The sequence below is a fragment of the Yersinia sp. IP36721 genome, assembly GCF_003634395.1.
Lineage (GTDB): Bacteria > Pseudomonadota > Gammaproteobacteria > Enterobacterales > Enterobacteriaceae > Yersinia > Yersinia entomophaga.
Genome location: NZ_QCZL01000001.1, coordinates 235090 through 248735 on the forward strand (window position 1 = coordinate 235090; position 13646 = coordinate 248735).

Here is a 13646-nt window from a genome sequence, read left to right on the forward strand (position 1 = left end):
CGTCTTCGGATTTTATGCAGGCGAATAGATCGGTTGTGCGCTAAAATCTGCACACCGTCTATTTGTATTACTTATTGGTTCAACTGATAAATAACTTCACTATGACTGATTCAATGCAACAAACACCTAACGTTGGCGCCTTACGGATTAGACGTGGCCATTTCATTCGAACCCTGATTAATCGCGATAAAACGCCGATTGTTATTTTGGTCATGGCGGGCGTGGTTGGTGTCATTACCGGTTTGCTCGGCGTCGCTTTCGATCGTGGCGTCGATTGGGTCCAACAGCAACGCTTTGCGGCGATAGGGCAGGTTGCAGATTACGCCATTTTGGTGTGGCCGCTGGCTTTCATCCTATCTGCAGTGTTGGCAATGGTCGGTTACTTTTTGGTTCGCCGCTTTGCCCCAGAAGCCGGTGGCTCTGGCATTCCTGAAATCGAAGGCGCGCTGGAGGAAATGCGCCCGGTTCGCTGGTGGCGGGTGATTCCGGTAAAATTTATCGGTGGTCTGGGTACTTTGGGCGCTGGCATGGTGCTGGGGCGTGAAGGGCCAATGGTGCAGATGGGGGGCAACACCGGGCGAATGGTGGTGGATATTTTCCGACTCCGTAGCCCGGAAGCGAGACATTCTTTATTGGCAACCGGCGCCGCAGCCGGGTTATCCGCCGCGTTTAATGCACCGCTGGCGGGGATTCTGTTTGTTATCGAAGAGATGCGCTCTCAGTTCCGCTACAGCCTGGTTTCGATTAAGGCGGTATTTGTCGGCGTGATTATGTCGACCATTGTTTACCGCTATTTTAACGGTGAAAAGGCGCTGATAGACGTTGGCCGTCTCGGCGATGCGCCGTTGAATACCCTTTGGCTGTATCTGACACTGGGGGTTTTGTTTGGTGCGGTGGGTGTAGCGTTCAATGCTTTGGTATTCCGTACTCAGGATATGTTTATGCGTTTCCACGGCGGAGACTGGCGTAAACTGCTGATGATTGGCGGGCTACTGGGCGGTATGTGCGGGCTGCTGGGGGTCATTCAAGCTGAAACCGTCGGCGGCGGCTTCTCGCTAATTCCTATCGCGGCAGCGGGAAATTACACCATCGGTATGCTGCTGTTTATCTTTATCGCTCGAACGATCACCACTTTGTTGTGTTTCGGCTCTGGTGCGCCGGGCGGCATTTTCGCACCGATGCTAGCATTGGGCACCATGTTAGGTACCGCCTTTGGTCTATCTTGCGGCCACTTTTTCCCAGAATATAATATTGAAGCAGGGACTTTTGCTATCGCTGGAATGGGGGCATTATTTGCCGCATCCGTCCGTGCGCCCCTGACCGGCATCGTTTTGGTGTTGGAAATGACCGATAACTACCAACTTATTTTACCGATGATAGTGACCTGTCTGGGGGCGACGCTAATTGCCCAATTTATGGGCGGTAAGCCATTGTATTCTGCCATTTTAGCCCGTACCTTACAGCGTCAGGAACAGGCGGCAGAAGCGGCAAAAGCCAGTGAAACGGCGGTTGAAACAGGTAAATAAAATATATCATTTACCGTGAATACTTGAACCCATTACTCAGGTATTAGATAATTGCCACATAGATCAGGCTGCCATTGTAGTGACCTGCAACTCGAACACCGGTTGGGAGTACAGAGTATGAGCGACGAAACAGTATTGCCCCTGCAGTTTACCGAGGCAGCGGCAAAAAAAGTAAAACTGCTGATTTCAGATGAAGAAAATCCGAATATGAAACTGCGGGTCTACATTACCGGCGGTGGTTGTAGCGGATTCCAGTACGGTTTTACGTTCGACGACCAGATCAATGACGGCGATATGACCATTGAAAAAGAAGGGGTTGAGCTGGTGGTTGACCCAATGAGCCTGCAATATCTGGTGGGGGGCGCGGTGGATTACACCGAAGGTCTGGAAGGCTCACGTTTTATCGTGACTAACCCGAATGCCAAATCAACCTGCGGCTGCGGTTCTTCCTTTAGTATCTGATAGTTATCGCATCGATTTATTAATAGCGAAAAAAACCGCCTGCCTTTCGGTAAGCGGTTTTTTTATGTCCGACGTTCATCACTTTCGATTAGCGCTCTCTCGATCACCACTCTAACGTAATCAATTGAACAGGAATCTGCACATCGTTTGTGACCTCAGCATTCCGCAGTGTTACAGCGTCAGAACGCGTAATTTTGGGGGCATAACTGGCGTCTTTTGGGCAATTGACCTGCGGGTTTGGCCCGTCAGGGGTATGATTGGTCTCTGGTGAAATCTGGCATGCTGCGTACAGCTTCAGGCTGACAAAGATACTGCCATTCTGACTTTTTGCCAGTCCGGGCATAGCGAATAGCGCTAGCCAGGAAGTAAAAAAAAGTCGTTTCATAAAAAATTTATAGTTCGTTGGCCATCTTTTCGTTCAGACGGAAAGCACATTGAGTATCAGGTATCGGTCTGCTGCGAAGAAACTTGGTGGCTGAAATCTGAATATAACTTAATCAGTGCTATGGGTCGTGATAATAAAAGCAGGTTAGGCAAAATCGTCGTAATGAAAAAGTAATATGTCATCACAGTATATGTTTAATTATCATGGTGTAAAAACCTGAAAAAACAAAGTGATAAATTAACCTAAAACGCTACGCAGAATACTATTTTTTATGACATGCCTGCATTTATCAGCCAAAGATTATAGCGCAATCGTAATATTAAAGCCCTATATAAATAAGCGTTGTAATGTAACTTTATCTCAAGTGATAGGAGGATATTATGAACATAGCTTTAACTATTGGTACACGTTCGGTTTTAGTTAGTGAAAGTCGCCTTGAACGAATGATTTCACAAGATAAAGACCATGCAACGCAGCTGGGATTATGGGATAAAATCATGGATTATTTCCGCCCAGAAAAAAAACAGGATGCAATGAATGAACTTTACAGGTTAACCCATGCTCATGGCACATCTGCCAGCATAACTCTACGAGATAGGGTAGAGATTTTTAATAAAATAAAATTGATGTCTGAGCCAGTATATAGAGATTTATTTAGAGTAGAGGACCACCCGAATAAAGATAATATTACTTTTTTTATTGGCGAGCAGGATATATATAGTCAAGACCGTCACTCTCTACTACTAGAAGAGCAACAGTTTCTTTCATATTTTAATATGAATAAAATCAATGCCGACCAGGATTTGAAAATAGATTTCATTGCAGCAATAAAAAGATATATTTCTGGTGATTTAAGAGTGCAGTGGAATAATGGTGGAGCTAAACAGATTTTTAAAGATATATGCAGAGGAACATATAATGTAGACGGGTTTAGAATGTCCGTTACTGATACCATTAGCTCAGAAGTAAAAGAAGCTCATCTGAAAAAATTTATTAATAAATTAACGGAAAAACAGGAAGAGGTTTTCAATATCGTGGGATCGCAAATTGGGCAAATTGCGCTGATTGATACCTTATTATCCTCTAAAAAACAGTTTTTTTTTCTTGGGAATCCGGACAAGCAAGCTGAGTTTCGCTTTGATGCAGAGAGTGGTGAGATTGAAGTCAGCCATCTTATTCAGCAGAATGTAAGTCATGAACATTTTATGGTGTTACGTGAACATTACTTTCAAGAAAACGCGCATTGGTATGATGGACTTAGTCTTAAAGCCACTTTTACTATTGCGGGGGATGGATCTGTCGATTGCACTAACTTCCATTTTTACAGTAAAGAATATGATGGAAACACTGATAGTCATCGTTCTGAGTAATCGGTCGAATATGCGTTTAAAAGCCACTGTATTTATGTGAGTTGATATGGTCAAAGTGGGAAGAGTATTTTCTGCCCTTTATGAGCCGGGGCAGGGGTAGATATTCGGAACTTTAAGACCGTTACTGCAAATGGAAGTCGTCCAGCATCAACGGGAGTTTTCGCGTGTTCTCGTTAATGCTGGGCTGAATGGATATTAATCTATTCAATCTCAAAGGTGGGCAACTTCAAGCGCCAGCGAATGGCAGCTAGCCGGATAGCCAGCGTGATCGCCATACCTAGCATCATAGCCTGTTGCAGCGGCATACCAAAAGTATGGTAGGCCGTGGCATGCGCAATGCCGCCAATAATACAGGCGGTGGCGTAGATTTCGGTGCGTAGAATCATCGGTATTTCCCGCGCCAATACATCGCGAATGATTCCTCCGCCCACGCCGGTAATCACGCCCATACAAATCGCCACCAGCGGACTGGCTCCGGCGGCAAAGGCTTTATTCACGCCGATGCCCACAAACACCGCCAATCCAATGGCATCCAGCACTGGTAGAATCCACTTTGGGGTCCGGCGCGGTTGGCGCACCAGCAAAATAGTCGCCAGACAGGTGATCATCGCTACCACCAGATCGGTGGGATCTTTTACCCAAAAAACCGGGCCATTAGCCAGCGCCATATCGCGAATGGTTCCGCCTCCGACAGCGGTCACCACGCCCAAGACCAATACGCCAAAAGGGTCCATCCGTAGTTTGCCCGCCAAGAGTACGCCGGATATGGCAAATACCGCCGTACCTAAAATATCCAGCCAGTAGACCAGCATTTGAGATTACTCCGCGACAGGGGATGAAATGCTGGCCAGTTGCTGGCACAGCTGTTGAGCGGCGAGCAGGATACGCGGGCTGGCGCGATTAAACCAGTCTTCATTGACGGCAATAACCGGGATATCGAGCTGCGGCTGCCAGAAGGCGCGAACCGACTTGATTTGCTCATCGCCACCGGCGATAACGATAGCCTTTGGCTGGCGGTTAAGTACCTGTTCACGGCTGATTTGCGGCCAGGGTACGCGGCTATCGGCAAAAATATTTTCGCCGCCGCACAACGCGACGACTTCACTTTGTAAGGTATGGCCGGACGTGGTGAACAGCGGCTGGGTGCCAAATTGCAGCAATACCTTCAGAGGCTGATTTTTTCCATAATGTTTTGCCAGCTCTGCTCTGCGTAGCCGAATTTGCTGCGCTGCCTGATGGGCTTTTTGCGGTTCAGGGCTGTATCCCGCCAGTTTATCCAGATCGTCGGCGATCTGCTCAATAGTGGTGGGATCGGAATAAAAAATGGGAATCCCGAATGATGCCAACTGGTCGAGCGGACGTTGGGCATTACCGCCGCGCCAGGCCAGAATCAGATCTGGCTTAAGCGCCAGTATTTTTTCAACATTAATCCCTTGCCAGGAAGCCACGTGCTCCAACTTTTTGGCCGCTTCAGGATAGTCGGAGTAATCGCTGACGGCGACCAGCTTATCTCCCAAACCGGCGGCGTAGGCCAGTTCGGTTGTGCTAGGAGCCAGACTGATGATCCGTTCGGCTCCCAAGGCGGGTATCGTCATTCCCAGGATCAAAAAGCCGCAGAATATGGCTCTGCGGCAGAATGTCGGTATTGAGCCTGATTTCATACTTACGCGCGCTGGGACAGCATTTTGAGCATAGCTTCAATCATCAGCGTCGATTGCTGAGCGGCTACCACCAAGAACTCATCGAAGCTCAGATGAGATTCTTTATCGGCAACGTCAGAAATCGCGCGCACCACTACAAATGGGATATTGAAGGCGTGACAAACGTGGCCGATAGCGGCGGCTTCCATTTCTACGGCAGCTACGCTCGGGAAGGTTTTACGGATACGAGCCAAAGGCTCTGCGCCATTGATAAAGGCATCGCCGCTGCAAATCAGACCGCGTACAGCATTAAGATTCAATTGCCTGATGCAGGTTTCAGCCAGTTCGATTAGGGCGTTATCTGCGGTAAAGGCCGCGGGGCAACCGGCCATTTGGCCAGCTTCATAGCCAAAGGCGGTGACGTCCGCGTCGTGGTAACGCACTTCTTCGGAAACCACAATGTCACCCACGTTCAGCGAGGCCGCCAGACCGCCAGCAGAGCCGGTATTAATGATGACGTCAGGCTGGCAATGTTCCAGCAATAATGTGGTGCCCATTGCCGCAGAGACTTTACCGATGCCGGATTTCAGCAGGGCAACCTCTACTCCATACAACTGGCCGGTGTAGATCTCACAGCCTGCGCGTGACAATGTCTGGCGGTTTTCGATCTTGTCGCGTAGCAGAGTAACCTCTTGTTCCATCGCGCCAATAATTCCTACTTTCATTTTGAATACTCGCTAATTTTTAAAAGGGGATAACCATGTTTTTCTCTGTCAGTAGGTTATCATTGTAGTGAGCTACAGGTAATGTGCAATGGCGTTGCGTCGCAGGTGAATGAAGGGTGCTACCGAAGGTGCAACCGTCAGGGGGAATGATGTCCGGGATCGACTTTAAGCAGAAAATCAGTTTTCAGCGTCCGTTTAGTCAAACGATTACCGCTGAAGATGAATATGACATTGTGCGCCAGTTTGAGAGCGATCGCGGGCGCATCGTCAATTCGGCAGCTATTCGGCGTTTACAGCAAAAGACCCAGGTTTTTCCGTTAGAACGTAATGCGGCGGTTCGCAGTCGCTTAACCCACTCGCTAGAGGTTCAGCAGGTTGGGCGGCACATTGCTAAAGAAATACTGAATCGCTTTAAACAAGATAAACGGATCGACGAATTAGGTCTGGATAAGCTACTCGATCCTTTTGAAAGTATTGTAGAAATGGCCTGCCTGATGCATGACATCGGCAACCCACCCTTTGGACATTTTGGCGAATCTGCAATCAATAATTGGTTTTCCCGCCGTATGGATCCCGCTAGCTGCGGATCAGAGCCGCAAACGCAGGATCGCTGCGAGGTTAGTTTTCTGCGATTGTCAGAAGGACAGCAGGAATTGAACTGGCTGCGCAGCCGTATTCGACAGGATCTCAGCCATTTTGAAGGTAATGCCCAAGCTATACGTTTGGTTTATACCTTGCTGAAGCTCAATCTGACTTACGCGCAGGTTGGCTGTATTTTGAAATATACCCGCCCGGCCTATTGGTCTGCGCCCTTGCCTCCCAGCCACAGCTATTTGATGAAAAAGCCCGGTTTCTATCTGGCGGAAGAAGACTATGTTGAGCGGCTGAGGCGAGAATTGAATATGGGAGAATTCGATCGCTTCCCGCTGACTTATATTATGGAAGCTGCCGATGATATTTCTTACTGTATTGCCGATCTGGAAGATGCGGTAGAAAAGAGCATCTTTACCGTGGAGCAGCTATTTGAACATTTGAAGAACGAATGGGGTGAGGTCGTACCCGGTGATTTGTTTGATAAAATAATAGGGAATGCGGCTCGTAAGATTGAACGAGTTCAAGGGCGAAGAAGTTCAGAAGATCAATTCTTTATGTATTTACGGGTATATACCGTCGGTAAATTGGTTCCTCACGCCGCTCAACGATTTATTGATAACTTATCTAGCGTATTTAATGGAACCTTTAATCAGGCGTTATTAGAGGATTCAAGTCCAGCCTGCAAATTATTACAGATTTTCAAATCTGTAGCGGCAAAACATGTATTTAATCATCCGGAAGTTGAGCAACTGGAGCTACAAGGCTACCGGGTTATCAGTGGTTTACTGGATATCTACAGCCCGTTACTCTCTATGCCGCAGGCGGCTTTCGCGCAGTTGGTCGCGGAGGACAGTCATCGCGACTATCCAATTGAAACCCGCCTGTACCATAAACTTTCGATCAAGCACCGTTTAGCCTATGTTGAGGCGATAGAAGGTGTGAGTCATTTATCCGCCGAGCTGCGAGAGATTAGGGAATATTATTATCGGGCTAGATTGCTTCAGGATTACATCAGCGGTATGACCGATCTTTATGCCTATGATGAATATCGTCGTTTGATGGCGGCAGAATAAGTTTCTGCTGCCGTTCTATTATTTAATCTTTATTAGGTCGAGTTTTGTAAAGACGGTAAACAATTTTTACTATTACAGATTCAGTATTAATGAACTTAGGCTCTGACGACTACTCTTACTTTGCATGACTCGATTAGTTAGTCAAAACTATTAATTAACTTGTTATTTGTATATAGAGAGAAAGAGAACCGACCCATGAAAAAAACTACGTTAGTGTTAAGCGCATTGGCATTAAGCATTGGTTTCGCCATGGGGCCGGTCTCTGCCATTGCTGCAGAAACCGCCTCATCCAGCACCCAGCAGCTCCCTAGTCTGGCACCGATGCTAGAAAAGGTCATGCCATCGGTGGTCAGCATCAACGTGGAAGGCAGTGCTACGGTAAAAAGTGCCGGGATGCCAGACCAGTTCCAACAGTTCTTCGGCGGAAACTCGCCGTTATGTCAGGATGGTTCGCCTTTCCAGGGTTCACCGCTGTGTCAGGGCGGGCTGGGCGGTGGCGATGGTCAGCCAACTCAGAAAGAATTCCGAGGATTAGGCGCTGGCGTAGTGATTGATGCTGCGAAAGGCTATGTGGTGACCAATAACCACGTAGTAGAAAACGCGAATAAAATTCAGGTGCAGTTGAGCGATGGGCGTAAATTCGACGCCAAAGTGATCGGTAAAGATCCACGCACCGATATTGCCTTGATCCAGTTGAAAGACTTTAAAAATCTAACGGCGATCAAAATGGCCGATTCCGATCAACTGCGGGTGGGCGACTATACCGTGGCGATCGGTAACCCTTATGGATTAGGGGAAACGGCGACGTCCGGTATCGTTTCGGCGTTAGGGCGCAGTGGCCTGAACGTTGAAAACTACGAAAACTTTATCCAGACCGATGCTGCAATTAATCGTGGTAACTCCGGCGGCGCTCTGGTGAACCTGAATGGTGAACTGATCGGGATTAACACTGCTATTCTGGCTCCGGACGGTGGCAATATCGGTATTGGTTTTGCTATCCCAAGTAATATGGTGAAAAACCTGACGTCGCAAATGGTGGAGTTTGGCCAGGTGAAACGCGGCGAACTGGGGATTATGGGAACCGAACTGAACTCCGAATTGGCTAAAGCCATGAACGTGGACGCGCAGAAAGGTGCCTTTATCAGTCAGGTATTGCCGAAGTCTTCAGCGGCAAAAGCCGGTATTAAAGCCGGTGATGTGATTGTGACCATGAACGGAAAAGCCATCTCCAGCTTCGCCGCCTTCCGCGCTGAGATTGGCACACTGCCGGTGGGGAGCAAAATAGTGCTGGGCCTGCTGCGGGAAGGTAAACCGATTACTGTCGATGTCACGTTGGAGCAGGGTTCTCAGGCGCAGATCGCGTCTGGCAACATTTACACAGGGATTGAAGGCGCTGAACTGAGCAACTTTGATGCCGCAGGTAAGAAAGGCGTGAAGGTAGATAGCGTGAAAGAAGGTTCTGCCGCCGCGCGTATCGGCCTGAAAAAAGGCGATATTATTACCGGTGTAAACCAGAAACCGACGCTAAATCTCGGTGAGTTACGTAAAATTCTCGAGGCTAAGCCTTCAGTGCTGGCTTTGAGTATTCATCGTGGTGATACCGATATTTATCTGTTAGCACAGTAATTATCCGCGATTCGGGGCCAGAATATTTCGGCCCCGAATTTTACCTATCCCCGCTTAATTTTCCTTTGATTCAGGCGACGGCGGTTGGCCTATATGGTTTTTCGCAGCCTGAATGACATTCTCTATTTCATCGAGTAATTCCAGCCATTCTGGCAATAAATCCTGATTGTCAGCCTTCTGCCGTAGCTGTTGCTCAATATAGGAACACAGCCGTTTTAGTCTCGGGACGCCGCTGCACGCGCAGCTACCGTGCAATTTATGAATCAGATTCACGATATCCTCGTCGTCTGCGCCTTCCACAATGGCGTTGACCCTCTGTGTGACCTGTGGGAGAAACGCTAATAGCATGACCAACAGCTCCTGCGCCAAATCTTCTTTATTGGCGGCCTGACGAATAGCTAGCGGCCAGTTAATCGAATCTTCCCAGCCTGCAGGCCGCGGGGTCATTACCGTAGCAGATTTCTGAACGGTCGTTTGTTCATGCTGGTAAAAACGCGCCAGCGCCTGCGTCAGCCGGGTTTCATCAATAGGTTTAGCCAGATAATCAGCCATACCAAGCTTGAGAAACTGCTCCTGTTGGCCACTAATGGCGTGGGCGGTAACGGCAATTATTGGCGTATTAACATGATTAGGTAATTGATGAATTAACTCACTGGCGCGAATACCGTCCACTTCCGGCATCTGAATATCCATCAAAATCACGTCCAGAGCATGTTCGCGGGCGACGGCAATGGCTTTTTCAGCGCTTTCACACAGAATGGTTTCTTCAACCTGTTCTTCCAGCAGTGTGCCTATCAGTTTTAGATTCGCAGGATTGTCATCCACCGCCATTACACGCAGCGGCAGGCGCGGCTTTTTCGGTTCGTTTTCGTTTGGCGCGGGCAATGCTCGCGGATCTTCTTTCAACAACAGTGGCATCAGGCGATTGCTGGAAATCGGTTTCACCAGACAGGCTTTGGCACCTAACTGTTTTAACTGCTCTGCATCAACCTGAGACTGGCTTGGCAACGCCAGAATCACATGATCGGCAATTTTTAGCGCCGCCAACAGCTTATCCTGATGACCTGCCATATTCGTGCGGAAAGGAATCGGAACGCCGACTAGCAGGAAATCGTAGTATTTATCCGGGAGTTGGGCCAGCGTCGGGCTGTGAGTCACCCGCAGAGGCGTAATGCTCAACATATCCAACGTGGCCTGCGCTGCCGCCGGATTCCGTTCGATATAGGCTAAATGCTTGCCGGCGAGCTGTTCCATGGTTGGCTGGCGATAGACCATGCCTTCGTTGAGATCTAAAGTGATATGGAAACGGAAAGTTGAGCCACGATTTAACTCGCTACGGAAGCTAATATCGCCGTCCATTTCTTTGACCAGACGCTCGGTTATTACCAAGCCAAGCCCGGTACCACCGTGGCGGCGGGAAATGCTGGCATCGGCCTGGCGGAAAGCTTGAAACAGCTGAGACTGCTGCTGTTCGGAAATACCGATGCCGGTGTCCTGAATCTCCACCGCCAGCTTAATTTGTCGGGCGGTTTGCGATAGCAGACTTACGTGGATATCTACGTTACCATTTTCGGTAAACTTGATGGCATTGCCCAGCAGGTTGGTCATGACCTGCTGCAAGCGCATAGAGTCGCCTACCACCTGTTCTGGCACATCATTATTGACGTGCAGCGTCAGTTCCAGCCCTTTCTCATGTGCGGTGTGAGCCAGCAAAATAACGACTTCATCCAAGGTTTCACGCAGCGGGAATGGAATATGCTCCAACACCAGCTTTTCGGCCTCTAGCTTGGAGAAATCCAGTACGTCATTGATGATACACAGCAGATTATTGGCCGAGCGCTGGATGGTTTGCAGGTAATCTGTTTGAGTTGGCGTCAGGGAGGTTTTCAGCGTCTGGCGGGTGAACCCGATTACGCCATTAAGCGGCGTGCGTAATTCGTGGGACATATTGGCCAGAAACTCGGATTTAATTCGCGCCGCTTCCTGCGCCCGTTTCTTCGCCAGACCCAGTTCCACGTTCTGGATTTCCATCTGTTCCAGCGTTTCCCGCAGATCTGAAGTGGCCTGATCGATATTCTGCTGCATTTCCTCGTGGTAGGCCGCCAGCGACATCGCCATCGAGTTAATGCCGTTTTTCAGGATATTCAATTCTCCCAGCATGTGTCCTTCTACCCGACTATCCAACTGGCCGCGCCGAATCCGGTCTACGGTATTCACCATATTACGGATAGGGCCGGTCACATCGCGCATCAGACGATAGGCAAACAAAATGGCAATACACAGGCAGAACAACAGCAATAAAGTAGAGATAAACACTTCTTTATATTGCTGAAGTCGTACGGATTGTAAATCTAGATCGATGGCAATATAACCCAGCGGACGGTTGCTAATATTGGCTTCTGGTGGCCGGTCACTGGAGATATTATATTCCGAGACAATGGGCATTCTTAAGATTAACGAATCCCCTCGGTAGGTCAGCATCAAAGAACTGGGGATCGGAATATTATTCGTCAACCTTAATTGTGACGAGTTGTAATTATAGTTAGAAGTGACAAAAAGATTATTATCTGCGTCAAAAACGGTAATTGAACGCACAATATTTGAATGGCGGCGATGTAACAGATTAATTAACTGTCTGACGGTATCTCGATTACGGAACGTCATTCCATATTCACTGGCAACCGCCAGCGGTTCGATAATACTGGTTCCTGCGTTAACTACTTGGTTTTGCAGTTCATTATATCGATGCACCATAAAAGATGTACTGAGTAATAGCCCAAGCAGAAGCGTGGGAGCTAAGATTAGTATCATCATGCGCGCGCGAAGACTGTATTTGGTCATGGTATTCCAATGTGGGAGAATTAGCAGCTTACGAAAACCAACGCATACTCATCAATAATTATGGCGCAATTCTACTCTCCAAACCGCCGTGTTACGACCCGGCAAATGATAACCGTGACTGCTGACGACCTGGATCCTTTAGGGCAGGGCGTTGCACATTATCAAGGTAAGGCCATTTTTGTCCCCGGTATGCTACCCGGAGAGCAGGCCGAGATACAGTTAACTGAAGAAAAACGTCAGTTTTCCCGCGGAAAGCTTCAGCGTTTACTGAAGCCCTGCGCCGAGAGAGTCGCCCCCCTTTGCCCACATTTTGGGACCTGCGGCGGCTGCCAGCAGCAACATGCCGATACCCACTTACAGCAGAACAGCAAGGCGGCTCACCTGCAACGCCTAATTGCGCGAGAAACAGGCGTAACCGTAGAGCCAGAGTCTGTCATCTGCGGGACTGAATACGGTTATCGACGGCGAGCGCGTTTAGGGTTGTACTACCAACCTAAACAGCAGCGTTTGGTCATGGGTTTTCGCAAGGTCGCTTCCCACGATTTGGTGGCGATAAAAACCTGCCCGGTACTGCGACCAGAGCTCGAGCGCCTGTTAGCGCCGCTTTATCGCTGTTTGTCAGAATTGCGTGCCGTTAAACGCCTGGGACACGTAGAATTGGTGCTGGCCGATAATGGGCCGTTGCTGACGCTACGTCATCTTGATAGCTTGAGTACCGCCGATCGCGCCGCGTTACTGGCTTTTTCTCAGCGTGAGCAGGTCGCGATTTATCTGGCTCCCGACAGCGATCATATTGAGCGTTTAAGCGGCGAGGAGCCTTACTATCAGATAGAAGGTCTACGCTTAGCGTTTAATCCGCGCGATTTTATTCAGGTCAATGCCACGGTAAATGAGAAAATGGTGGCGCAGGCGCTGGAATGGTTGGATGTGCAACCGAATGAGCGCGTTTTGGATTTATTCTGCGGTATGGGTAATTTTACTTTGCCGTTAGCGCGTCATGCCCTACAAGTTGTGGGTATAGAAGGAGTTGCGACACTGGTGGCTAATGGGCAATATAATGCGCAGATTAATGGTTTAGCTAATGTTTCGTTCTTTCATGAGAATTTAGAGGACGAGATCGATAAACAGCCTTGGGCGAGCCAAGGTTTTGATAAAATATTGCTGGACCCGGCGCGGGCAGGTGCGGCCGGGGTCATGTTACATATAGTGAAGCTGGCGCCGAAACGGGTGGTATACGTGTCTTGTAATCCCACCACCTTGGCACGAGATAGCCACGTGCTGATCGACGCCGGTTACCGTCTTGCACGTGTGCGAATGTTAGATATGTTTCCGCACACGGGGCATCTTGAGTCAATGGCGCTGTTTATACAGCAGGAGCCACTGGCCGCTGAGTAGGGAGAAGTT

General features: G+C 48.8%; 11 protein-coding genes. 6 read left to right on the forward strand and 5 right to left on the reverse strand.

What is annotated here, in order from left to right; all coding sequences use genetic code 11:
- Nucleotides 1–101 precede the first annotated feature (101 nt).
- Both clcA and erpA read left to right on the forward strand, forming a co-directional pair.
- Entirely contained in the window at nucleotides 102–1526 is a 1425-nt protein-coding gene (gene clcA / locus DBA33_RS00970; RefSeq protein ID WP_064516500.1) for a H(+)/Cl(-) exchange transporter ClcA, read from the forward strand.
- Between the two features lie 117 nt (nucleotides 1527–1643).
- Nucleotides 1644–1988 (forward strand): iron-sulfur cluster insertion protein ErpA, encoded by a 345-nt coding sequence (erpA, locus tag DBA33_RS00975; protein WP_049601291.1) that lies wholly within the window; start codon nucleotides 1644–1646, stop codon nucleotides 1986–1988.
- Nucleotides 1989–2091: 103 nt separating this feature from the next.
- Here the strand turns inward: erpA and DBA33_RS00980 are convergent, their stop codons facing one another.
- Nucleotides 2092–2373 carry a hypothetical protein gene (locus DBA33_RS00980; RefSeq protein ID WP_064516502.1) on the reverse strand — a complete coding sequence of 94 codons (282 nt, stop codon included), beginning with the start codon at nucleotides 2371–2373 and terminating at the stop codon, nucleotides 2092–2094.
- 380 nt (nucleotides 2374–2753) lie between these two features.
- Between DBA33_RS00980 and DBA33_RS00985 the strand changes: the two genes are divergently transcribed.
- Nucleotides 2754–3743 carry a hypothetical protein gene (locus DBA33_RS00985; RefSeq protein WP_120805258.1) on the forward strand — a complete coding sequence of 330 codons (990 nt, stop codon included), beginning with the start codon at nucleotides 2754–2756 and terminating at the stop codon, nucleotides 3741–3743.
- Between the two features lie 200 nt (nucleotides 3744–3943).
- Here DBA33_RS00985 and DBA33_RS00990 read toward each other — a convergent pair whose 3' ends face one another.
- The 3 genes from DBA33_RS00990 to mtnN all read right to left on the reverse strand — a co-directional run bounded on the left by DBA33_RS00990 (nucleotide 3944) and on the right by mtnN (nucleotide 6108).
- Nucleotides 3944–4555 (reverse strand): TRIC cation channel family protein, encoded by a 612-nt coding sequence (locus DBA33_RS00990; RefSeq protein WP_064516506.1) that lies wholly within the window; start codon nucleotides 4553–4555, stop codon nucleotides 3944–3946.
- Between the two features lie 6 nt (nucleotides 4556–4561).
- Nucleotides 4562–5338, reverse strand: a complete 777-nt coding sequence (gene btuF / locus DBA33_RS00995) for a vitamin B12 ABC transporter substrate-binding protein BtuF (protein WP_120805260.1) — start codon at nucleotides 5336–5338, stop codon at nucleotides 4562–4564.
- A gap of 68 nt (nucleotides 5339–5406) precedes the next feature.
- A complete protein-coding gene (gene mtnN, locus DBA33_RS01000; RefSeq protein WP_064516510.1) occupies nucleotides 5407–6108 on the reverse strand; it encodes a 5'-methylthioadenosine/S-adenosylhomocysteine nucleosidase in 702 nt (233 codons plus the stop codon).
- Nucleotides 6109–6257: 149 nt separating this feature from the next.
- Between mtnN and dgt the strand changes: the two genes are divergently transcribed.
- Together dgt and degP are read left to right on the forward strand one after the other, a co-directional pair.
- Nucleotides 6258–7775: a dGTPase gene (dgt, locus tag DBA33_RS01005; protein ID WP_120805262.1), complete on the forward strand. Its 1518-nt coding sequence runs from the start codon at nucleotides 6258–6260 to the stop codon at nucleotides 7773–7775.
- Nucleotides 7776–7970: 195 nt separating this feature from the next.
- The gene (gene degP / locus DBA33_RS01010; protein ID WP_064516514.1) at nucleotides 7971–9401 is read left to right on the forward strand and encodes a serine endoprotease DegP; all 1431 of its coding nucleotides are present in this window, start codon (nucleotides 7971–7973) and stop codon (nucleotides 9399–9401) included.
- 54 nt (nucleotides 9402–9455) lie between these two features.
- On the opposite strand, the gene barA is transcribed toward degP, so the two are convergent.
- Nucleotides 9456–12242 carry a two-component sensor histidine kinase BarA gene (barA, locus tag DBA33_RS01015; protein WP_120805264.1) on the reverse strand — a complete coding sequence of 929 codons (2787 nt, stop codon included), beginning with the start codon at nucleotides 12240–12242 and terminating at the stop codon, nucleotides 9456–9458.
- A 60-nt stretch (nucleotides 12243–12302) separates the two neighbouring features.
- Between barA and rlmD the strand changes: the two genes are divergently transcribed.
- Nucleotides 12303–13637 (forward strand): 23S rRNA (uracil(1939)-C(5))-methyltransferase RlmD, encoded by a 1335-nt coding sequence (gene rlmD / locus DBA33_RS01020; protein WP_064516518.1) that lies wholly within the window; start codon nucleotides 12303–12305, stop codon nucleotides 13635–13637.
- Nucleotides 13638–13646: the final 9 nt, after the last annotated feature.

Coding starts and splice junctions, on each gene's coding strand:
- DBA33_RS00980 (WP_064516502.1), bottom strand. CDS start 2,373: ATGAAACGACTTTTTTTTACTTCCTGGCTAGCGCTATTCGCTATGCCC.
- btuF (WP_120805260.1), bottom strand. CDS start 5,338: ATGACGATACCCGCCTTGGGAGCCGAACGGATCATCAGTCTGGCTCCT.
- DBA33_RS00990 (WP_064516506.1), bottom strand. CDS start 4,555: ATGCTGGTCTACTGGCTGGATATTTTAGGTACGGCGGTATTTGCCATA.
- degP (WP_064516514.1), top strand. CDS start 7,971: ATGAAAAAAACTACGTTAGTGTTAAGCGCATTGGCATTAAGCATTGGT.
- clcA (WP_064516500.1), top strand. CDS start 102: ATGACTGATTCAATGCAACAAACACCTAACGTTGGCGCCTTACGGATT.
- erpA (WP_049601291.1), top strand. CDS start 1,644: ATGAGCGACGAAACAGTATTGCCCCTGCAGTTTACCGAGGCAGCGGCA.
- mtnN (WP_064516510.1), bottom strand. CDS start 6,108: ATGAAAGTAGGAATTATTGGCGCGATGGAACAAGAGGTTACTCTGCTA.
- rlmD (WP_064516518.1), top strand. CDS start 12,303: ATGGCGCAATTCTACTCTCCAAACCGCCGTGTTACGACCCGGCAAATG.
- DBA33_RS00985 (WP_120805258.1), top strand. CDS start 2,754: ATGAACATAGCTTTAACTATTGGTACACGTTCGGTTTTAGTTAGTGAA.
- dgt (WP_120805262.1), top strand. CDS start 6,258: ATGTCCGGGATCGACTTTAAGCAGAAAATCAGTTTTCAGCGTCCGTTT.
- barA (WP_120805264.1), bottom strand. CDS start 12,242: ATGACCAAATACAGTCTTCGCGCGCGCATGATGATACTAATCTTAGCT.